At 71.5% G+C, this 21,225-nt stretch carries 19 protein-coding genes and 1 pseudogene; 6 read left to right on the top strand and 14 right to left on the bottom strand.

Annotation, left to right across the window (positions count from 1 at the left end; genetic code table 11):
- Window positions 1-64 precede the first annotated feature (64 nt).
- A complete protein-coding gene (locus C3486_RS01560) occupies window positions 65-667 on the bottom strand; it encodes a TetR/AcrR family transcriptional regulator (RefSeq protein WP_103830676.1) in 603 nt (200 codons plus the stop codon).
- Window positions 668-737: 70 nt separating this feature from the next.
- Between C3486_RS01560 and C3486_RS01555 the strand changes: the two are divergent.
- A pseudogene (locus C3486_RS01555) lies at window positions 738-1,630 on the top strand (NADP-dependent oxidoreductase).
- A gap of 88 nt (window positions 1,631-1,718) precedes the next feature.
- Here the strand turns inward: C3486_RS01555 and C3486_RS01550 are convergent.
- The 6 genes from C3486_RS01550 to C3486_RS01525 form a co-directional block, all read right to left on the bottom strand.
- Window positions 1,719-2,882 carry an NAD(P)/FAD-dependent oxidoreductase gene (locus C3486_RS01550; protein ID WP_103830675.1) on the bottom strand — a complete coding sequence of 388 codons (1,164 nt, stop codon included), beginning with the start codon at window positions 2,880-2,882 and terminating at the stop codon, window positions 1,719-1,721.
- A 378-nt stretch (window positions 2,883-3,260) separates the two neighbouring features.
- Window positions 3,261-4,538, bottom strand: a complete 1,278-nt coding sequence (locus C3486_RS01545; protein ID WP_103830674.1) for a Gfo/Idh/MocA family protein — start codon at window positions 4,536-4,538, stop codon at window positions 3,261-3,263.
- 6 nt (window positions 4,539-4,544) lie between these two features.
- Window positions 4,545-5,444, bottom strand: a complete 900-nt coding sequence (locus C3486_RS01540; RefSeq protein ID WP_103830673.1) for a carbohydrate ABC transporter permease — start codon at window positions 5,442-5,444, stop codon at window positions 4,545-4,547.
- A gap of 19 nt (window positions 5,445-5,463) precedes the next feature.
- Window positions 5,464-6,462, bottom strand: a complete 999-nt coding sequence (locus C3486_RS01535) for a carbohydrate ABC transporter permease (protein ID WP_103830672.1) — start codon at window positions 6,460-6,462, stop codon at window positions 5,464-5,466.
- Entirely contained in the window at window positions 6,459-7,754 is a 1,296-nt protein-coding gene (locus C3486_RS01530) for a sugar ABC transporter substrate-binding protein (protein WP_103830671.1), read from the bottom strand. The genes C3486_RS01535 and C3486_RS01530 overlap by 4 nt, the downstream gene beginning before the upstream one ends.
- A gap of 263 nt (window positions 7,755-8,017) precedes the next feature.
- Complete coding sequence (locus tag C3486_RS01525; RefSeq protein ID WP_103830670.1) at window positions 8,018-9,370, bottom strand: APC family permease; 1,353 nt, start codon at window positions 9,368-9,370, stop codon at window positions 8,018-8,020.
- A 229-nt stretch (window positions 9,371-9,599) separates the two neighbouring features.
- Here C3486_RS01525 and C3486_RS01520 point away from each other — a divergent pair, with 229 nt between their 5' ends.
- From C3486_RS01520 to C3486_RS01505, 4 genes are all read left to right on the top strand, one after another.
- Complete coding sequence (locus C3486_RS01520; protein WP_103830669.1) at window positions 9,600-10,712, top strand: hypothetical protein; 1,113 nt, start codon at window positions 9,600-9,602, stop codon at window positions 10,710-10,712.
- Window positions 10,713-11,067: 355 nt separating this feature from the next.
- Window positions 11,068-11,556 carry a DedA family protein gene (locus C3486_RS01515; protein ID WP_103830668.1) on the top strand — a complete coding sequence of 163 codons (489 nt, stop codon included), beginning with the start codon at window positions 11,068-11,070 and terminating at the stop codon, window positions 11,554-11,556.
- Window positions 11,557-11,909: 353 nt separating this feature from the next.
- Entirely contained in the window at window positions 11,910-13,016 is a 1,107-nt protein-coding gene (locus C3486_RS01510; RefSeq protein ID WP_258052529.1) for a tryptophan dimethylallyltransferase family protein, read from the top strand.
- 19 nt (window positions 13,017-13,035) lie between these two features.
- Window positions 13,036-14,223: a pyridoxal phosphate-dependent aminotransferase gene (locus C3486_RS01505; RefSeq protein ID WP_258052528.1), complete on the top strand. Its 1,188-nt coding sequence runs from the start codon at window positions 13,036-13,038 to the stop codon at window positions 14,221-14,223.
- Window positions 14,224-14,267: 44 nt separating this feature from the next.
- Here C3486_RS01505 and C3486_RS01500 read toward each other — a convergent pair whose 3' ends face one another.
- The 7 genes from C3486_RS01500 to C3486_RS01470 form a co-directional block, all read right to left on the bottom strand.
- Complete coding sequence (locus C3486_RS01500; RefSeq protein ID WP_103830665.1) at window positions 14,268-15,758, bottom strand: cytochrome P450; 1,491 nt, start codon at window positions 15,756-15,758, stop codon at window positions 14,268-14,270.
- The gene (locus C3486_RS01495; RefSeq protein WP_103830664.1) at window positions 15,752-16,375 is read right to left on the bottom strand and encodes an ATP/GTP-binding protein; all 624 of its coding nucleotides are present in this window, start codon (window positions 16,373-16,375) and stop codon (window positions 15,752-15,754) included. The genes C3486_RS01500 and C3486_RS01495 overlap by 7 nt, the downstream gene beginning before the upstream one ends.
- Complete coding sequence (locus tag C3486_RS01490) at window positions 16,356-16,727, bottom strand: DUF742 domain-containing protein (RefSeq protein ID WP_103830663.1); 372 nt, start codon at window positions 16,725-16,727, stop codon at window positions 16,356-16,358. The genes C3486_RS01495 and C3486_RS01490 overlap by 20 nt, the downstream gene beginning before the upstream one ends.
- Window positions 16,724-17,110 carry a roadblock/LC7 domain-containing protein gene (locus tag C3486_RS01485; RefSeq protein WP_181138404.1) on the bottom strand — a complete coding sequence of 129 codons (387 nt, stop codon included), beginning with the start codon at window positions 17,108-17,110 and terminating at the stop codon, window positions 16,724-16,726. The genes C3486_RS01490 and C3486_RS01485 overlap by 4 nt, the downstream gene beginning before the upstream one ends.
- A 54-nt stretch (window positions 17,111-17,164) precedes the next feature.
- Window positions 17,165-18,607, bottom strand: a complete 1,443-nt coding sequence (locus tag C3486_RS01480) for a sensor histidine kinase KdpD (RefSeq protein WP_258052526.1) — start codon at window positions 18,605-18,607, stop codon at window positions 17,165-17,167.
- A 580-nt stretch (window positions 18,608-19,187) separates the two neighbouring features.
- Entirely contained in the window at window positions 19,188-19,397 is a 210-nt protein-coding gene (locus C3486_RS01475; protein WP_103830660.1) for a hypothetical protein, read from the bottom strand.
- Between the two features lie 500 nt (window positions 19,398-19,897).
- Window positions 19,898-20,299: a DUF5997 family protein gene (locus C3486_RS01470; protein ID WP_181138402.1), complete on the bottom strand. Its 402-nt coding sequence runs from the start codon at window positions 20,297-20,299 to the stop codon at window positions 19,898-19,900.
- 58 nt (window positions 20,300-20,357) lie between these two features.
- Here C3486_RS01470 and C3486_RS01465 point away from each other — a divergent pair, with 58 nt between their 5' ends.
- Window positions 20,358-21,215, top strand: a complete 858-nt coding sequence (locus tag C3486_RS01465) for a LysR family substrate-binding domain-containing protein (protein ID WP_103830658.1) — start codon at window positions 20,358-20,360, stop codon at window positions 21,213-21,215.
- The last annotated feature ends 10 nt before the right edge of the window (window positions 21,216-21,225 follow it).

The raw sequence follows: 21,225 nt of genomic DNA, 5'->3' as shown, positions 1-21,225 counted from the left end.
CGCTCTGCGTACGTTCAGTGGCAAGCCGGTGCCCCGCCCTGCAAGCCTCTGCCCGGCAGTTCGGTTACGGGCCGGTCGGGCCGATGGGTTCTGTGGGGCCGGCGGCGGTCCAGGCTGCCTCGATCATGTGGAAGATCTCGTCGAGCGCGGTTTCCGGGTCGGCGGCGTCGCAGGCCAGTGAGTAGGCGTCGATCGCGAACCTCGCGATCGTCCGGCAGGCCATTGGGGTCCGTGCCAGGCCGGGATCGGCGGCGATGGCCGTGGCCAGCGACTCCGCGTGGCGCAGCCGCATCGACTCCTCGTACTCCCGCAGCGCCGGCGATGCGTCGATCATGCGCCGGACAGGGGCGGCGCCGTCCGACGTGCAGTGGCGTACGAGGGCCCGGACCTCACGGTGCAGCGCGGGGATCAGCGGTTCGTCCGGCGCCCGTTCGGTGACCGCCTGCGTGAGACGCCGCTCGAAGTCCTGGTCCTGCTCGAACACCAGCGCCTCTTTGGAGGCGAAGTGGGAGAAGAGCGTCGTGACGGCCACGTCCGCCTCGGCGGCCACGTCACGGATGCCCACCGCGTCGTACCCGCGTTCCAGGAAGAGCCGCAGGGCGGCGTCGGCGATCTTCTGGCGGGTCGCGGCCTTCTTGCGTTCACGGCGTCCGGTGGGCACGGTCATGCGCTGACGCTATCAGATACGAAGCCGTAACCGTTCCAAAACCCTAACCGTTAGTGTTACGGTCGGCCGCATGAAGAAGATGAGCTTCGCCGAGTTCGGCGGTCCGGACGTGCTGCGGCTGGTGGACGCCGAGGAGCCCCACGCGGGCCCCGGCCGGATACGCATCGCCGTACGGGCGGCAGGCGTGAACCCCGTCGACTGGAGAATCCGTGAAGGGCAGTTCCTGGAGGCCCATCCGATCGAGTTGCCCGCCGGAGTCGGGCTGGACGCCGCCGGGGTGGTGGACGAGGTCGGCGAGGGCGTCGAAGGGATCGAGGTCGGTGACCGCGTCTTCGGCGAAGGGGCGGACACCTATGCCGAGTTCGCCGTGCTGTCGGCCTGGGCCCGCATGCCCGAGGGGCTGACCTTCGAAGAGGCGGCCGGGTACCCCTCCGTGGTGGAGACCGCGCTGCGCGTCATCCGTGAGGTCGGCGTGGAGCCCGGACAGACGCTGCTGGTCAGCGGCGCGTCCGGGGGATGGGATCGGCGGTGCTGCAGATCGCCCGCGAGCGCGGCATCGCGGTGATCGGCACGGCCGGGGCCGCCAACCAGGACTACCTGCGCAGCCTGGGTGCCCTCGCCACCACGTACGGCGAGGGCTGGGTCGAGCGGGTGCGGCGGCTCGGCCGCGTCGATGCGGCTCTGGACCTGGCCGGCTCGGGCGTGATCCGTGACCTCGTCGAGCTGACCGGGGACCCGCGGAAGGTGGTCTCCATCGCCGACCTCGCCGCGCCGGAGTTCGGCGTCCGGTTCTCCGGCGTGGCCGGGAGCATGCCCGAAGCGCTCGCCGAGGCCGTCGGCCTCATCTCACGGGGGAAGCTCCGCATCCCGGTCGAGAAGGCGTACCCGCTCGCCGAGGCCGCGGCCGCGCACGTCGACAGCCGTGCCGGTCACACGCGCGGGCGGCGGGTCCTGGTCGTCTGAAGGCCGGCCGCGCGTGGTCCTCGGAGCGGACTGCGAGGGCGACGCGCGGCCGCTTCGCCGGCGATGGCCGGCCCCTGCCTCGGTGCGCCTACCCGTGCTGGGTGAACGCGGCGATCAGGTCGTGCACCGGGTTGCTCCCCTTGGGGACGTCGGGGTCGCCGTTGGCGGGGTCGGCCCCGTGCACCTCGGCGTCCCAGAAGGCGGCGGCCTCCGCGCTGCGGGGGAACATGGCCTGCTCGTACGCGGTGAGCGCGGCCTCGGTGTCGTCGGGGTGCCCGGCGAGCGCCTTGCCGAGTTCGGCGCCGTCGAGCATGGCCAGGTTGGCACCCTCGCCGTTGGGGGCCGAGAGATGCGCGGCGTCACCGAGCAGCGTCACGCCCGGCACCCGGTCCCACCGGTGCCCGGCCGGCAGGGCGTAGAGGGGGCGCAGGACCGGCGCCACGTCGGCGTCGGTGATCAGCGCGGTGAGCTCCGGCGCCCAGCCGTCGAACTCGCGGGCGATCCGTGCGGTGGCCGCCGCGGCATCGGAGAAGTCGATGCCGTCGAACCACTCCCGCGGCTCGGTCAGCCCCACGTAGGCGTGCAGGGTGTCGCCCCGTTCCCGGTGGGCGAAGAGCTCCCGGCCCGGCGTGAGGGCCATCATCGACCCGCCGCCGACCGCATTCGCGGCGGCCGGGTGCCGGGTGTCGGAGTCGAACAGGTAGGTCTCGACGACCGACTTGCCGGTGTACTCGGGCGTGGCGGTGGTGAGCAGCGGCCGGACCCGCGACCACGCGCCGTCCGCGCCGACCAGCAGGCCGGTGTCGAGGGTGCTGCCGTCGGCGAAGGTCACCTCGTGGCGGGCGTCGCGGCCCTCGCCGAGGGTGCGGGCGCCGCGGACCTTGTGCCCCCACCGGACGGTGCCGGCCGGGAGCGAGTCGAGCAGGATCTGCCGCAGCTCGCCGCGCTGCACCTCGGGGCGTCCCCCTGTGCCGTCGTCGGCCTTGTCGAAGAGGACGGTCCCGTCCGGGTCGAGGATTCGCATGGCCTGCCGGCCCGCCAGGATGAGGCCACGGAACTCGTCCATCAAGTCGGCGTCCTGAAGGGCGAGTTGACCGTTGTAGTCGTGGATGTCGAGCATGCCGCCCTGCGCGCGGGCCGTCGGGGAGGCCTCCGCCTCGTAGACCGTGGCCGGTATTCCGTTGAGGTGCAGGACGCGGGCGAGGGTGAGGCCGCCGAGCCCGGCGCCGATGATCGTGACGTCCGTGGTCATGGGGGCTTCCTTCCTGGTCGTGGACCGCTGGTCGGACGCCACCCGGCAGGGCATGCCGGGAGCGCCGTCCAGTGGGCCGGGACGATGCGGTGCGGTGGCAGGCGCCGTTGAGGCCGCGCCGGCCGGCTCCACTGTCCCGGCCGACGTCGGCAGCTCACCGACAGACCACCGACCAGGTCCGACCACCACCGACAGCCGTCCGACAGCCATCCGACACAGGACCGATACCGGCCTCTACGCCGACACGCCGGACCGACGTGGGCCCCGAGACCGGACCGATAGCGGCCGCTGCACCGACCCGATACCGGCACGCCGGACCGACACCGGCCCCGGCACTGACCCCAGCGCTGTCCCCGGCCCCCTTCCCCGGTGACGCGGTCAGCTCTGGCCGCGTGCGAACCAGGCGGCCAGGTCGGGGGCGATCCGGGACACCGTGACGGGGCGGCCGTCGGACCGCAGTGACTCCGTGGCCGCGACGCCGGCGGCGACCGCTTCGCGGGCGGCGACCGGGCTGGTGTCCGTCGGGCCGCCGGAGCGGACGAAGCGCAGGAACTCGGCCACCAGCATCGGGTCCGAGCCGCCGTGCCCGCCCTCGCCGGGCGAGGGCATCGGTACGACGAGGTCGGCATCGGCGCGGTAACCACTGCGGTGCCGCCACACGCGCACCTCGGCGCTCTCCCCGTGATCGCCGAAGTTCTCCAGCCTGCCCTCGGTGCCGATGACCGTGTAGTTGCGCCAGTAGTCGGGCGTGTAGTGGCACTGCTGGTAGCTGGCGTGGATGCCGCCCTCCAGCCGCATCAGCATCATCGACAGGTCCTCGACGTCGACGACGGGGTTGAGGCCGGTGAGGGACAGCGGTGGCCAGTTGCGCTCCGGGTCGTACCAGTCGGGCATGACCGCACCGGGGGCCTGCCCCGAGCGGTCGGTGATGTCGCCGTAGACGGTGAGGCCGCCGAGTGCGGTGACGCGCTCGGTGTACGCACCGGCCAGCCAGTGGATGACGTCCAGGTCGTGGGCGCCCTTCTGCAGGAGCAGGCTCGTGGTGTTGCGCCGGTCGGCGTGCCAGTCCTTGAAGTAGAAGTCACCGCCGTGGCCCACGAAGTGGCGGCACCACACGGCCTTGACCTCGCCGATCTCGCCGCGCCCGATGAGGTCGCGCATGACCCGCACCACCGGCATGTGCCGCATGTTGTGTCCCACGTACAGCCGGGAGCCACTGGCCCGCGCCGCCTCCAGTACGCGGTCGCAGCCCTCGGTGGTGATGGCGAGCGGCTTCTCCACGAAGACGGCGACCCCGGCGGCCAGCAGGTCGACCGCGAGCGCCTCGTGGGTGTGGTCCGGGGTGATGAGGAAGACCGCGTCCAGGTCCTCGGCGGCCAGCATCCGGTGGTGGTCGGGGTGGACGTGGACGTCGTCGCCGAACCACTCGCGGGCCCGGGCGTGCATGCCGGGCGCGGTGTCGGCGGCGGCCACCACCACGGAGCCCTCGCCGGGGCGGTGCGCCTCCTTGGCCAGGGTGGCGCGCAGCCCGAGCCCGATGACGCCCAGCCGCAGGTCGCGGGTGTGCGAGCGGCCCGCCGGCGCGTCCTGCACCGCCGGCGCGTCCTGGTCCGCCGGTGCGACGTGGTCCGCCGGTGCGGCCGGGGTGTCGGTCATCTGTGCTCAGCCCTTCATTCCGGAGAACGCGATGCCCTGGATGAACTGGCGTTGCATCGCGACGAACACCACGATCACCGGGAGCGTGGCGAGGAGGGACCCGGCCATCAGCACCGGGTACTCGGTCAGGTGGGCGCCCTGGAGGGAGGCCAGCCCGGCCGACAGCGGCATCTTGGCCGGGTCGCTGTTGACGATCAGCGGCCACATCAGGTCGTTCCAGGACCACAGGAACGTGAGGATGCCCAGGGCCAGCAGCCCCGGCCGGGCCAGCGGCAGGGCGATCCGCCAGAAGACGGTGAAGGGGTTGGCGCCGTCCAGCCGCGCCGCCTCCTCCAGTTCTTCCGGCAGTCCCATGAAGAACTGCCGCAGCAGGAAGGTGCCGAAGGCGGAGAACATCCCGGGGACCACCAGCGCCTGCAGGGAGTCCAGCCAGCCGAGGCTCTGCATGATCTGGTACTGCGGCAGCAGGAAGAGCTGCCCCGGCACCATCAGTACGGCGAGGAACCCGAGGAAGATCGCCCCGCGTCCCGGGAAGCGGATGCGGGCGAAGGCGTAGGCCGCCATCGCGCACAGCAGCAGCTGGGCCGCGGTGCGCAGCAACGCCATCAGCACCGTGTTCACGAACTGCTGCCCGAACGGAATCGCCTCGAAGACCTTGGCGTAGTTCGACCAGTCCCACTGCGCGGGGAGGATCGTCGGCGGCACTCGTACGGACTCGCCGAAGCTCTTGAAGGAGGTCAGCACCTCCCACACCAGTGGGAAGACGGTGATCACCGCACCCAGCGCGAGGACGGCGTGGGCGGGCCACAGTGCGCCCTCCCGCTTCCCGCGCCGGGAGGAGGCCGGACGCCTGCCGGCGCCCGGTGCCGCCCCAGGCATACCGGTGCCCGGTGTCACCTCAGGCATACCGGTGCTCCGTGTCGCCTCAGGCATAGTGGACCCACCTCTTCTGCAACCGGAACTGGACGGCGGTCAGCGCCATGATCAGGACGAACAGCACACAGACGATCGCCGCGCCGTAGCCGCGCTGATTGTCGAAGAACGCCTTCTGGAAGAAGAGCATCACGACGGTCTGGCCCTCGCCGTACGCCGGGTTCTGCAGCGAGTTCTGCGTGTTGGCACCGATGATCAGGTACACCAGGTCGAAGACCTGCAGGGACTGGATGACCGACAGCACGGTGGTGAAGAACAGCGTGGGGCTCAGCAGCGGCAGGGTGACCGAGAAGAACTGCCGGACCCGCCCCGCACCGTCCAGCGACGCGGCCTCGTAGTAGTCGCTCGGAATGCTCTGCAGACCGGCCAGCAGCAGGATCATGTTGTACCCGACGGTCATCCACACGCCGACGACGGCGACCGCGAAGCGGATGGTGTCCGGGTCGGACACCCAGTGGGTGCCGTCGATGCCGACCGCTGACAGTGCGTGGTTGAGGATGCCGACGTCGCCGTTGTAGAGCCAGCGCCAGACCACCGCGACCGCGGCGGGCATCGTCACCACCGGCAGGAAGTAGAGCGTGCGGTAGAAGCCGGTGCCGCGCAGGCCCCTGAGGTTGAGCAGCACCGCCAGCACCATCGACAGCGGGATGCCGAGGAGCACCAGCGCGGTGTAGACGCCGGTGTTGGCCAGCGACTGCCAGAACTCCGGATCGCCCACGAGCGTGCGGTAGTTGGCCAGTCCGATCCAGGTCGTCCCGCCGAAGGCACCCCACTGGGTGAGGCTGTAGTACACCGTCTGCACCACGGGCCACAGGTAGAAGACCGCGAGCCCCAGTCCGGCCGGGGCGATGAGCGCGTACCCCCACCACTTGTCCCGGTGCCGGAAGCGGCGCTCACGGCGGCGCACGGCCCGCCGGTCCACGGCACCCGCGGCATCCGGCGGGATACGCCCTCCTGGTACGGGGGACACCGCACGCACATCGAGGCTCATCGGGACCCGCCCTTCTTCTCCTGCGCGAGGAGCTGGTTCATCGCGGTGGTGAGGGAGCCGGTCGCGCCGTTCAGGCTCTCGTCACCGCTCCACGCCCTGGCGAGCCACATCTGCTCCTTGTGCGACCAGGCGGCAGTGTTGGCGGAGATGGGGAAGGGCACCGCGTAGTCGAGCGCGTCCAGGTACACCTGGAGGTCGAAGCGCGGCATGCCGGCGGCCCAGGGCTCGGCGGTGCCGTTGCGTGCCGGGATGGCGGTGCCGTACTTGCCCTGGAGCAGCGAGGCGTGCTCGCTGCCGAGGAACCGTACGAAGTCCCGGGCCAGTTCGGGCTGCGGGGTGCGGGCGTAGATGACATTGGCCAGTCCGTGCAGCACGGTGGCGCGGTGCCGCCCCTTGGGCATCGGCGCGACGTCCACCTTCGCGCGCAGCTCCCGGTCGGCGTAGAACGTCGCCGCGTTGTACGACGCCTCATAGGTCATGGCCAGCGTCCCGGACTGGAACATCTGGGTGGGGTCGGTGTCGGTCATCTGCTGCAGGGTCGGCGAGGCGCCGTAACGGTGTATCAGGTCGAGCCACAGCCGCAGTCCCTCGCGGGTGCGCTCGTCGGAGTAGCCGGAGCGCGTCTTGTCGGGGGAGATGACCCAGCCGCCGGCCTGCGGTATCGAGTTGTAGTAGTTCTCCTGCGCGCGGACCGGGGCCCCGATGCCGTAGATCCCCCGCTTGCGGTCGGTGAGCCGCTGTGCGGTGGATATCAGGTCCTGCCAGGTCCATGTGGCGTCCGGGTAGCCGACCTTGGCCCGGTCGAAGATCTCCTTGTTGAACCACAGCGCGACCGTGTCGAAGTCCTTCGGTACGCCGTACTGGGTGCCCTTCCAGCGGTAGAGGGAGACGAGGTCGGGCGGGAAGTCGGCGGGCCGCAGCACCGCGTCGGGACCGTCGGTCGCCAGCGGGAGGAGCTGCCCGGCGTCCGCGTAGAGGCCGAAGTTGGGGCCGTTCATCCAGAAGACGTCCGGAGCGGAACCACCGGTGCACGCGGTACGGAGTTTGGTCCAGTACGTGCCGTTGGGGGTGAGCTGCACGTCGACGGTCACCCCCGGCCGGGAGCGCTCGAACTCCCGCGCCACCCGCTTCATGGCGGGCACTTGGTAGACGTCCCAGACGCCATAGGTGAGATGACCGCGCCGGGAGCCGCCGGCGGACGCCGAGGCCGAGGTGGGGCCGCAGCCGGTCGCGAGCGGGGCCGCCGCGAGCGCCGAGACGGCGGCCGCCGTAAGCAGGGAACGTCTACGCACACGGAGCCTTCCTGGGGGCGGTGCCGTCGGCCCCACCACACGGGGGAGGCCGCGAAACCGGCGGAGGCCGTCCGTGGGGGCGCCGTCCCACCGCCGAGTGATCCGGACGCTATTTGCTCAAAGTTGACGCGGTCAAGGCTCTTTCAATCATCTTTACGCAACGGGTGGTCCTGAGTCCGCTTCTGCCGGGCGCTGCGGCACGGCTGACGGGCGAGCCGGTGACGGGGCTCGCCCGGTGCGGGCGGGTGGCGCGGCGGTGCTGCTCACGCGCGGCCACCCGTGCGGCGGCGGGCCCGGGCGACCGCGCCGAGGACCAGGCCGACGGCGAGGACGAGGAGGCCGCGCAGCCACACGTCACGCGCGATCTGCGTGGCCAGCAGCACGCACGAGACCGCGCCGAGGACGGCCACCGGGGTGGGGGTGCGGAAGTGACCGCCCGCCACCCGGTCGCGGCGCAGCACCAGCACGGCCGTGTTCACGAGGAAGAACACGACGAGGAGCAGCAGCACGAGGGTGGACGCGAGCGACGACACGTCCCCGGTGAGAGCGAGCAGCAGCGCCAGGGCAGTGGTGGCGGTGATGGCGGCCCACGGCGTACGGCGCCCGGGCAGCACCCGGGCCAGAAAGCCCGGCAGCAGCCCGTCGCGTGCCATGCCGTAGGCGAGCCGCGAGCTCATGATGCCGGTGAGCAGCGCCCCGTTGGCCACGGCGACGAGCGCGACGGCGCTGAACAGCTGGAGCGGTACGCCACCGGCGGCCCTCACCACTTCGAGCAGCGGCCCGTCGGACGCCACGAGCGTGTCCGTGTCGACCGCCGCGGTGGCCGCGAGGCCGACCAGTACGTAGACGAGCCCGGCGGTGGCCAGGGCGCCGAAGAGGGCGCGCGGGTAGGACCGGCGCGGGTCGCGGGTCTCCTCGGCGACGTTGACGGAGGTCTCGAAGCCGACGAAGGAGTAGAAGGCGAGGACGGCACCGCTGAGGACCGCGGCCGCGGGCCCGTGCTCCGCGGTGCCGAGCTGCGTCAGCGCGTGCGCATTGCCGTCGCCGCGCAGGACGACCCAGGCGCCGAGGACGATGACGGTCACCAGGCCGCCCACCTCGATGACGGTGGCGAGGACGTTGGCCCGGGTGGACTCGCTGATGCCGCGCGCGTTGAGCAGCGCCAGCGCGGCCAGGAACAGGACGGCGACGAGGCCGGTGGGGAGGGAGACGAAGGCGGTGAGATAGTCGCCGCCGAAGCCGCGGGCCAGCGCCGCGACCGAGACGACGCCGGCGGCGAGCATGCAGTAACCGGCGAGGAAACCGGTGAACGGCCCGTACGCGAGCGTGGCGTAGTGCGCGGCACCGCCGGCCCGCGGGTATTTGGTGGCCAGCTCCGCGTACGAGGACGCGGTCAGCAGGGCGAGGCCGAGGGCCACCGCGAGCGGTACCCACACGGCACCGCCGGACCGGTCGGCGACCTGCCCGACCAGCACGTACACCCCGGCGCCGAGGACATCGCCGAGGATGAAGAAGTACAGCAGCCCCGTCGTCAGCGCACGGGCGAGCGGGGTGCCCTCCCGCGGTGCTCCCGCCGCCTCCGTCGACGCGCCGGATGCCGTCCCGTCCGAGGCCATGCGACCGCCTTTCCTCCGCCCCGGCCGACGTCACCGGACGGCCGTACTCCATTACCGCTCACGCGAGTGCCCCGGACACCGTCCGACACGCCTTCCTGCAGATCCCGTAGCGGCCCGGCCGGGAACGCCGGCCGAGTACAACCATCGCCGCGTGCCGCGGGTCTCGTACCTCGGCCGGCTCCCGAGCCCGGCCGCGAACCCCATTCCGAAGTGCAGGAAGGACCCGTCGATGCGCTCGAGGCATGCGCTGCGCACCACCACCGTCTCCCTGGCCCTCGCGGCGGCACTGCTCACCGCGGGAGCCACCGGTGCCGCGGCCACGACCCCCGGCTGGGAGCTGTCGCTCTCCGGCGACAGCGCCGCGGAGTCCCTGATGTCGGTCTCCGCGCCCGACGCCGACCACGCCTGGGCCGTCGGCAGGCAGGGCATGCGCGGCGTCATCATGCGGTGGGACGGGCGGAGCTGGCAGGCGGACACCACGCCGGGGCTGCCGGCCGTATGGCAGTGGTCGGCGGTGAGCGCCGTCGCGGCCGACGACGTGTGGGCGTACGGATCGGACGGCGACAGCCAGACCCTCGTGCACTACGACGGCGAGCGCTGGAGCACCGTGCCCACCACGGGCGCCTTCGACAGAACCTGGCCGGAGGTACCGCTCGACGCCGTCCCCGGACGCCTGTTCAAGGGGGGAGACGCGCTCTACACCTACGCCGACGGGGCCTGGCAGACCTTCGAGCTGCCGCCCCGCGTCGACATCAGGGACATCGACGCGCTGTCGGCCGACGACGCCTACGCGACCGGCATGCAGTACCCCGTGAAGGACGGCCACCCCGTCGTCTACCACTGGGACGGCACGACCTGGACCCTCCTGCCGCAGCCGCCCCTGAACCAGGGCACGGACGCCACCGAGATCGTCGCGGAGCCGTCCGGCAGTGTGTACGTCGGCGGCTGGGCCGCCGGAGCGGACGCCGGCCCGCCCGTCCCCGCCGTCCTGCGCTGGAACGGCACCGCCTGGCAGGACGTCACCGGCCCGCTCACCTCCATGTACCTCGAATCCCTCTCCTCCGACGGCAAGGGCGGTCTGTACGCCACCGGCTCGGACAAGAGCGACGACGTACGGTCCGACCCCTTCGTCTGGCACTACGACGGCAGCACGTGGACCAAGCAGGCCGCGGCACTCGCCCCCGACGCCGAGACCCGCTGGCCGTCGTACGCCTTCCACGACCTGGCACCCGCCGGAAACACCGGCACCTTCTGGGCCGTCGGCGACTACAGCACACCGATGGACTCGCACGGCGACACCGAGATCCACGCCTTGATCGAACGCTCCACCCCGGAGAGCTGAGCCCGGGCGGCGTTGCAGCCGCCGGCCCCTGCCCGTGACTGTCCCCGGGCAGGGGCTCCGCCCGGCTCTCACGAGCGGCTCCGTGTCTTCGGGTACGGACGTTCGGTTAACCTGGCTGGGCCGGGTGGGGCCGGTGAGAGCTTCGGCCCGGCATGGCGCAGGCGCGGCGGTACGCTGCGTCGGGCTCGGGGACCGGTGCCGGCCCGGCATGATCGCAGGGGCGGACCGGCTGAAGCAGACCGCAGGTGAGGTATGGAGACCAGGCTCGCGCCCGTCGTGTGCCCGCCGTGGCGGGCGGCGCTGGACCGGGTGACGGGGGCAGCGGGCAGCGGCCCGGCGCCGAGGGGGAGGCGCCGTGGATAAGGTCGCGCTCACGGCCGCCGGTCTCTACGTCATCGTCCTGCTGCGGGCCGGCGGGACGTTCGCCGTCGGATGGCTCGCCGGGGCCGGAGCCCGCCGCAGCAGGTACGCCGGGCGGATCGCCTCGGGCAAGTTCGCACGCGTCGAACGGGCCATCCAGCGGTGGGGCGCGCCCGTGGTGGCCGTCTCCTTCCTGACCGTAGGGTTCCAGACCGCCGCCAACTTCCTCGCGGGCAGCATGCGCATGCCCCTGCCGCGCTACCTCCCCGCACTGTTCATCGGCGGAGCCGCATGGGCGCTGCTCTACGCGACCGTCGGACTCGGCGCACTCGAAATGGTGAAGCGGCTCTTCGCCGAGCAGACGGCCCTCGGCGTGGCCGCGGTCGTCGCCCTCCTCCTCGTGGTCTGCGGCGTGGTCGTGCACCGGCGCAGGAACGCCGCTCCGGCCCCTCGCGACGCCGCGGTCGAAGAGTCCTCTTCCTGAAGGGACGCACCACGGAACCGCGCGTCCGCTGCCCTCTGGTGTCCCTGTGGCGTGCGGTGGGCCCGTCCGTCACGTGAAAGCGCGTGGGCGCTACGGGAAACGCTTCGCAAGCCCCCCGCACGCTCTGTCGGGGCGGAAGATCCTTCGTTATTTGTGAAGAGTTGAAAATCCGGGGTCCGGAGTCCGGAGAAAAATCGGCGGTTGCCGAGGAATACAAAGATCGGTATGCGGGCGGCGTGCGGCGGCCCGCGGCGGCGGATCATCCGGACGGAACGACGGCGATACGGGCCGATCGGCCGGCGAGGCACGTGTGCGGTACGGCGAGAACCGGTGAGAGATAGGGGAGGAATTCCATGTCGTCTCTGCTGTCGGACTCGCGGGGGCCTGCGGGCGCGACGTTCCTGGATTACGGGAGCGCCACTGCCGCGCGTCTTCTCGACGGTGCGGGAATGGATGCCGAAAGGGGGAGGGACGCGCTGCGGCGGATGTTTTCCCCATGGGGGAGGAGGGAAATAACCGAGCGCCCGGAATGGTACTCGGACGTGTGTGCCGACGGTTCGCCGATAGAATTCTCCGCGGCCTTTTCGGCCGACAGTGTGGAGATCCGGGTGCTCGTGGAGGCCGTTCCGGACGAGCCGGACACCCGGGCCGCACAGAGGTCGGCGGCCGAGGCCCTGCACGGGCTGACGCGGGGCTGCGGCGCGGCCGGTGAACGGCTCGCCGCGGTATGGGACCTGTTCCTGCCGGACGAGCAGCCGACCGGTTTCGCCGTGATGTACGCGGGCATCTTCGCCGCCTCCGGCGCACCCGAGTTCAAGGTCTATCTGAACCCGACCGCCAATACCCGGATGACCGGTGCAGCACGCGTCCGCGAGGCCATGGACCGGCTCGGATTCGGCAAGGGCTGGGAAGCGGTCCGCGCCTACGCGCGCCGGGGCTTCGACCTCGACCGCATCGTCTACTTCGGCCTCGACCTGCTCGACGGTCCGGAGTCGCGCATCAAGGTGTACTTCCGGCATTACGACATCGCCCCGGCGGAGCTGGACGCCCGTATGGAGGTGTCCGACGAGCATGAGGCCGGCCACCTCAGCGCACTCTGCCGCCAGTTGACCGGCCGGCCGGGAAACCTCCGGGAACAGCCGCTCGTCAGCAACCTGACCTTCACGGCCGCCGGCGGACACATTCCCGTCTCCGCCACGGTGTACGTCCCGCTGTGGCTGTATGCGGAAAGCGACCGAATAATACGGGACCGCATCAGCGCCGTCATGGCCGAACTGGGCCTGCCCGACGACCGCTACCGCGAGCTGCTGAGCCGGGTGGCGCGCCGCCCCCTGTCGGACGGGCGCGGCATCCACACCTACGCGTCGGCGCGGGTCCAGCGCGGCCGCCCGCGCATGTCCACGTACTGGTCATCGGAGCTGTACGACCGGTATCCGCCCGCCCGCTACCAGGGGCGGTGACCCGATGACGCTCCAGGACGTGAGGCGGCCGCCCGGGTCGCTGTTCGACGACGCACGGGTCAGGCCGGACGTACTCCGGGACCGCTCCCCGATGCGCTGGGGCGCGCATCCGCCCGGCGTCATACCGCTCACGGCCGCAGAACCGGATTTCCCCGGCCCCCAAGAAGTCCGGGACGCCATCGTCCTGGCCGTCGCCGACGGCTATTTCCCCTACGCGTCCCCCGCGGGACTCGGCGAACTCCGGGAAACCTTCGCCGACGTGGCCAGGGCACGTCACGGCATCCGCGCGGACGCCGATTGCGTCGTACTGACCCCGGGCACGGCCTCGGCGCTCTGGGGAGTGGTGCACCTGCTGTGCGGGGGAGGCGACGAGTGCATTCTGCTGGACCCCGTGGACCTGCTCTTCGGACAGGCCATCGATGCCGTGGGGGCGCGCCGGGTCTATTGTCCGGTCGACAAGCGCACCGGACAGCTCGATCCCGAGCGGCTCGCCTCCCTGATCACTCCGCGCACCGCGCTGATCTGTCTCTGCAATCCGCACAATCCCCTCGGTACGGTCCTTCCCGAGGAGACGGTACGGGCCATAGCGGAGACGGCCGGCGCGCACCGGGTGCCGGTCCTCTCCGACGAGGTCTGGAACGAGATCGTGTACCCGCCGGCCGAGCATGTCAGCATGGCGAGCCTGGACACCCGGCACAGCCGGCGCGTCTTCACTGTCACCGGGCTGTCCAAGACCTTCGCGCTGCCCGGGCTCCGCATGGGATGCGTCATCGCGCCGAACGCACGCGAGGCGCACGCGCTGCAGCTCACCTTCCAGCGGCTCGGCGCCACCTACAGCCTGACCCCCTTCGCACAGGCCGGTGCCCTGGCCGCGCTGCGGCACGGCTGGCCCTGGCGGGACGACTTCCTGGCGCACCTCCGGGAAACCCGGGACCACTGCGTGGCACGGCTGAATGCGATACCGGGAATGTCGTGCCGCCGCCCGGACGGGACGTTCGTCCTCTTCCCCGACATCTCCGCCACCGGCCTGGACAGCCGCGCGATGACGCAATTCCTGCTGGCGGAGGCCGGAGTGGCGGTGGTGGCCGGTACGCGGGAGTGGTTCGGCCCCGCCGCCGAAGGCAACATCCGCCTCAGTTACGCGACGTCCCGGCGGGTGCTGGACGAGGCGTTCGACCGTATCGAGGTGGCCATGGCTCGCCTCTGACCCATTCCACGAGGTGCTGAGCGGCGGCACGGACGTGTCCGTCCTCAGCCGCGCAGCCATTTCCGCAGTGCGTACCACCAGCGGCCACGCTTCTTCGGAGCCGGCGCTGCGGAGGGCGGAACAGCGGGCAGGACGGCGAGGCTCGACGGACTGGCCGTGCCGCTCAGCGCGGGGCCCTCCGTCTCCCCGACTGTCCCGATCGGCGTGCCCGAGGTCACGGCGGCCGCCGCACGGGTACCGGCGGTCCGCTGCCCGGGCGGGGTGAACGTCACCGGGAGGCTGATCAGGTGGCGCGTCATCCAGCCCGACTTCCAGGCCAGCTGCTCCTCGGGGACGGCAAGGCTCACGTCCGGCAGCCGCGCCAGCAGCGTGTCGATGCCGGTGTCGGTGATGGCGCGGCCGATGTTCTGGCCCGGGCACTCCTGCGGGCCGCTGCTGAAGGCGAGGTGCGAGCGGTTGCCGTGGAGCGGGACCGTGGGGTCGGGGCGGACGGCCGGGTCGTGGTTCCCGGCGGCCAGACCGAGCAGCAGCATGTCGCCCGCCTCGACCTTCTGGCCGCCCACCTCGGTGTCCACGGACGCCCAGCGGCCGGGAATGGTCATCAGCGGTGGCTCGCTCCACAGCACCTGCTCCACCACATCGGGCAGTGTCATCTGCCCGCCCGCCAGCGAGGCGTGACAACGGGGGTCGGTCAGCACCATCCGCAGGGTGCTCTTGATGAGGTTGACCGTGGTCTCGTTCGCCGCGATGAGGATGACCCGCAGGTGGTTCCACACCTCCTCGTCGGTGAGCATCGAGGAGTGCTCGATCAGCCAGGACGTGATGTCGTGGCCGGGGTTGCCGCGCTTGCGCCGTACGAGCTGCTGCAGTGTCTCCACGATGAACTCGTTGCTGGCCACCGACGTCTCGGTGCCCGCCACCATGTCCCGGCTCGCCTCGACCAGCCGCGGGCCGTACTCGTCCGGCATGCCCAGCAGCTGCGTCAGGACGAGCATCGGCAGGCGCTCCGAGAACTCGCTCACCAGGTCCGCCTCGCCCCGGGCGGCGAAGCCGTCGACCAGCTGGTGGGTGAAGCGGGTGATCTGGCGCCGGATGCCCCGTCGGTTGAAGCGCTCCAGGCTGTCGGTGACCGCCAGGCGCAGCCGGTCGCGCTCCGCGCCGTCCAGGAACAGGCACACCGGCTGCCAGGCGATCATCGGGAGCAGCGGCGAGTCCGGCGGCACCTTGCCCTCCCTGAACCAGCGCCAGGTACGGGAGTCGCGGCTGAACCGGGTCGGCGTACCGGCGACCTCCAGGATCTCCCGGTAGCCGAGGACGAGCCAGGCCGGCAGGTCACCGTCCAGCAGGACGGGCGCGACGGGCCCGTGCTTGGCGCGCAGCTGCTCGTACAGTCCCATCGGGTCCTCGGACGCCTCGGGCCCGAGGAGCCGCGCGAGCCCGGCGGGATCCCCGAAGCGGGCGTGCGCCGGACACTCCGGAGGCGGCGCGGCGGCTGACGCGGTACGAGTGGGGTCGGGGCGGGAGGCACTCACCATTGCTCCGGAGGGTTGTGGATGAGGGTGTGCAGGTAGCGCATGAGGGTCAGCAGGGTGTCGCGGCTGGAGCCCCGGTTGCGGGCGTCGCAGTCGACCACGGGTACGGAGTCGGGGATGTCCAGGGCCGCGCGCAGCTCGGAGACCGGGTAGAACGGCGCGTCCGGGAAGGCGTTGACGGCGACGACGAAGGGCACGCCACGCTCCTCCAGCCGGCCCATCACATCGAAGCTGTCCTCCAGCCGCCGGGTGTCGACCAGGACGACCGCGCCCAGCGCGCCCTCGAAGAGGCCGTTCCACAGGAACCAGAACCGCTGTTGGCCGGGGGTGCCGAACAGGTACAGCACCAGCTCGTCGTTGAGGGTGATCCGGCCGAAGTCCATGGCCACGGTGGTCTCGGACTTGCGCTCGATGCCGACGAGGTCGTCCACCCCGGCGCTGGCCTGGGTCATCGTCTCCTCGGTGGTCAGCGGCCGGATCTCGCTGACCGAGCCGACCAGTGTGGTCTTGCCGACCCCGAAGCCGCCGACGACCACGACCTTCACCGCCGAGGTGACCGAGGCGGGCAGGGTGTCTTCGCTGCGGGGGCCGACGACGGGCTCAGAGATTCTGGAGTCCATGCATCACCGCCTCCAAGAGTTCGATGTCGGGCAACGACTTGGCCGGGGCCGGCGACCTGGCTTCGATGTGGCCGGTCGCCAGCAGGTCGGCGAGGAGCACCGTGATCACACTGACTGGGAGGTGGAGATAGGCGGAGATCTCGGCGACGGAGAGCGGGTAGTCGCATATCTGGACGATGGAGGCGAGCTCCGGCTGCATGCTCGAGCCGGCCTCCATCCGGCTCACGATCAGCGTGATCATGTCCAGCGGGGTGCGTGTCTCGGGCTTCTTCCGGCCCGACGTGACGACGTAGAGCCGTTCGGGGCCGCCCTCTTCCCAGTCGGAGCGCTGGGGCTCTTCCGGCTCGCTCATGGAACCTGCCGGTCCGACCGCGGCGGGCTGCTGAGGTGCTGGCCGATGCGGGCGACCAGGTCCCGCATGCGCTGGCCCACGAGCCCGGCGTCCACGTCGTCGTCGGCCAGCACCGCCAGGTACGCGCCGGCGCCGGCCGCCATCAGGTAGAAGAAGCCGCCGTCGACCTCGATGACCACCAGTTTCATCCGTCCGTCGCCGTGCGGGAACTCCGTAGCGACGGCCGCCGACAGGCTTTGCAGTCCGGCACAGGCGGCGGCGAGACGGTCCGCGGTGTCTTTTTCCGTACCGAACTGCGCCATGCACAAGCCGTCCGAGGACAGCACCACGACATGACGGGTCTGCGGGACACTGGACGCCAACTCCTCCAGCATCCAGTCCATATTGAGCCGCTGCTGTGTCGCCACTTGCTTACTCATCCTTACCTAATGGCTCAGTTACTGCTCGGACTCGTCATCGCTCAGGCCATCGGGACGATGCGCTGGGGACTCGGCCCGGGAATCGCCGTACACGCCTTCGTGGAAGGCGGCCAGCCACATCCCGGCCTGTGGGGGCTGCGCGGCCGGCTCCGGGGGCCGGGAGTCGGCGGGGGCGGCCGACGTGCGCCTCGGCCGTCCGGGCTGCACCGCGCGGGAACGGCGCCTGCGCTGCGGCAGGCCGTTGCTGACGCGCGGCGCCTCGGTGGTCACCGGTTCCTCGACCACCACGCCGTAGCGGCGCTGCGGCCCGAGGGTGTGCCGGGGCGGCGGCAGGGTGGCGGCCTTGGCCACCGCGCCACCGGGCACCGGGGTCACGGTGATCAGCTCGGGCGGGACGATGAGCACGACGCGCACACCGCCGTACGCCGAGGCCCGGAGGGACACCTTGAAGTTGTTGGTGTGCGCGAGGCGGCCGACCACCGCGAGACCGAGGCGCGGGGACTCGCCCAGGTCGTCGATGTCCAGCCCGCTGGTGGAGTGCTGGGCCAGCGCCCGCTCGGCGCGGATGCGGGCCTCGTCGGTCAGGCCGAGCCCGGCGTCCTCGATCTCGACGGCCACGCCGGACTGGACCTCGGTGGCGGTCAGGTGGACGCGGGTCTGGGGCGGTGAGTACCGCGTGGCGTTGTCCAGCAGCTCGGCCACGGCGTGGATCAGTGGTTCCACCGCACGTCCGATGACACCGACGTCCGCCACTGAGTGCAGTTCGACGCGCTGGTAGTCGGTGATCCGGGACATGGCGCCGCGCAACACGTTGAACAGCGGGATCTTCTTCTGCCACTGCCGTCCGGGGCGGGCCCCGCCGAGTACGGCGATGCTGTCCGCGAGCCGGCCGATCAGCGCAGTGCGGTGGTCCAGGTGCAGCAGGTCGTGGAAGACGTCCGGGTCGTCGCCGTGCCGGTCCTCCATCTCCCGCAGTTCCTGGGCCTGTTGGTGGACGATGGCCTGCACCCGGCGGGCGATGTTGACGAAGGCCCGCTGGGCGGAGTCGCGCAGGTCCTCCTCGGCCTCGACGGCCTGCAGGATGTAGCGGAGCACCGCGTGGTGGGCGGCCTCGAAGCGGGGACTGACGCGGGAGACCGGGGCGACGTTGCGGAGTACGTCGTCGACCTGGAGGCCGCGCTGCAGCTCGGCCATGGCCGCCGGCAGCAGCTCCTTGGCCATCCGTACGGTCTCGGTCTCCTGATCGGCCAACTGCCGTTGCAGCGCGGCCTCTTTCTCGGCGCACCGCTTGCGCAGCACGCCGATCGCACGGCCCCGGCGGGCCGCCTCCCCGGCCGCGACGGCCACCGCCGCCGTGGCGACGACGCCGATCCAAAGGGTGTGGGTGCGGGCCACCGCGGGGGTGAGCGGGACGGCAACGGCCGTACATATGGCCAGCAGGGCGGCGGGCAGCAGCCACATCGCAGTGGAAGCGCGCCCCGGCCTTCCGGGTGACGAATCAGCACGAACCATCGGCATCCTCAGAGCATTAAGGGAGGGAACGGGGTGTTCATGCACGGCATTTACGGATGCCAAAAGAAGGGGCGCGAACAAGACCGACAATCGTCGTCCGCGCTCACCGACGCTTGGCCGCAGCGCATTTCGATTTCGCGTGACGCGCGGGGGCGGGTCCCAGGACGCCCGGGCCCCGTGCGACGGCGGCATCGCAACAGCCAGCAGGGACGCGGAATTCCGCCTCAACTCGCTGCGCGGCAGTGAGCATAGCGGGGCCCGAAGGGGTTTGTGTGATGAGTGCATATAACACATGGATGTACGCGCGTGCGAAATTCAGCAGAATCGTTCTGTGCTGGCTATTCGGCGAAATCGCGGAACGCGGTGAGCGGAAATTCCCGAAGCCGGAGCGGAGTGCTCGTGCTCGACAAAACTGTGCGCGCCGAATGTGTATTCGCATGCGTCGCGGTCGCGGCGCTTCTTCCGAAGCCGCTGACGCGGTGGCGCCCCGGGCGGGGTGTACGGCGGACGGGCCGGGGCGCGGGTGCGCTCACCAGCCGATCCGCGAAATCCCCAGGGCGAGCTGGTTCATCCCGTTGGCGATGCTCTGGCCCAGCCCCGTGGGGGCGATCAGTATGCCCAGGATCACGGCCAAGATCACGAGGACAACCTGGTCGATGCGCTTCCTGGGCTTCACAGGGCGGCACAGCAGCAGGATCAGGATGATGGCGAGCAGTACGGCGACATTGATCGTCAGCACTCGACCGGCCCTCCCGTCAGGAAAGAGCGTCCGTGAGCGTCCTGTGTAACTCACCTCGGTCGCCGTGACCGGTCACTGCCGGTAGTTGGCGGCAAAGCGCTTCTCCGGCCGGATCGGGCCGGAACGCGGGCGGCACGCGGGGGAGGCGCCGCTCACCTGGTACGCCGCACACGGACGGGCCGGATCCGCGGGCGGTGCGCAGGGCGGTCAAGGGGAATGCCGGTCCGTTCCGACCAGGACGGGCGATGGTCCTGCAGTACGGGGGAGGCGGGCGGCGGCGTGGCGCGACCACGTGCACCGGGCCGAGGGGCCGGTCGGACATCTGCACGCGTCTGTCCAGTGCGAGCTGTCCCGTGCGGAGCGGGATGCCGAAGCCGGGCGTTGCGGGGGGGGGAGGGGCGCCGGCCCGCGGAGGCGCGGGCCGTCCGCGCGCGGTCGCCGCCGGAGTACCGGAGCGCACCCCCTCCCGGCCGCCGAAGGGACCGTTCGCGGTCCGGGTGTCAGTCCTGCGCGTCCTTCTGGGCCTGCTGGGCCTTCTTCTCCTTGAGGCGGACGGCTTCCTTGCGGACCTCGGCCTGGGTGGCGCGCTCCTTCTGCAGCCACTCCGGGTTCTCGGCCTTCAGCGCGTCGATCTGCTCCGTGGTGAGGGCCTCGGTGATGCCGGCGCGCGCCAGTCCGGAGATGGAGACGCCCAGCTTCGACGCGACCACCGGGCGGGGGTGCGGGCCGTTGCGCCGCAGGTCGCGCAGCCACTCCGGCGGGTCGGCCTGCAGTGCGTTCAGCTCGGTGCGCGAGACGACACCCTCCCGGAAATCGGCGGGGGTGGCCTCGAGGTACACACCCAGCTTCTTCGCCGCGGTGGCGGGCTTCATGGTCTGGGTGCTCTGGTGGTGCGACGTCATGGTGACAAGGGTATCGAGCATGTGCACTGCTGCTGACCACGCCCGGTAGCCTGGCGTAGTGACAGGCTCGGCAGTTCCCCCCTCGGTACCCACCTCCTCCGCACCGGCGGCGCCCCCGGCGTCCCCGTGTTTCCGGCTCGCGTACGTGCCGGGCGTGACCCCCGGCAAGTGGGTGCGGATCTGGCAGGACCGCCTGCCGGACGTACCGCTGGAGCTGCGCCAGGTGACCGCGGCGGAGGCCGCCGACGTGCTGCGGGACGGCGGCGCCGACGCGGGGCTGGTGCGGCTCCCGGTGGACCGTACGGTCTTCAGCGCGATCCCCCTGTACACGGAGACGACCGTGGTGGTCGTGCCCAAGGACCACATCGTGGCCGCCGTCGACCAGGTCTCCGCCGAGGAGCTGGCCGACGAGATCGTGCTGCACCCGCTCGACGACACCCTCGGCTGGGAGCGCCCGCCGGGGCAGCCGGCCTTCGAGCGGCCGGCCACGACCGAAGACGCGATCGAACTGGTCGCGGCGGGGATCGGGCTGCTCATCGTGCCGCAGTCGCTCGCCCGGCTGTACCACCGCAAGGACCTCACGTACCGGCCGGTCACGGACGTGCCCGAGTCCAGCGTCGCGCTGTCGTGGCCCGAGGAGGCGACCACGGACCTGGTGGACGACTTCATCGGCATCGTCCGCGGGCGGACCGTCAACAGCACCCGGGGCCGCCGCGCCACCGCCGAGGCGGAGGCCAAGGACGGCAAGGGGTCCAAGGAGGGCAAGCGGCCCGGCAAGGACGGCGCGCGGAAGCAGCCGGCGGGCGGTAGGACGGCCGGCAGGAGCACCGGCAAGCCGAAGCCCGCCCGCGGTGCGCGGGGCGGCCAGGCCAGGACCGGAGCCGCCAAGCGGGGCAAGCCGCGCCGCAGGTCGTAGCGGGTTCCGT

The sequence above is a fragment of the Streptomyces sp. Ru73 genome, from assembly GCF_002920575.1.
Classification (GTDB): Bacteria; Actinomycetota; Actinomycetes; order Streptomycetales; family Streptomycetaceae; genus Streptomyces.
Note: the sequence above shows the minus strand (reverse complement) of the source record. Positions and strands in the feature narration are given on the sequence as shown.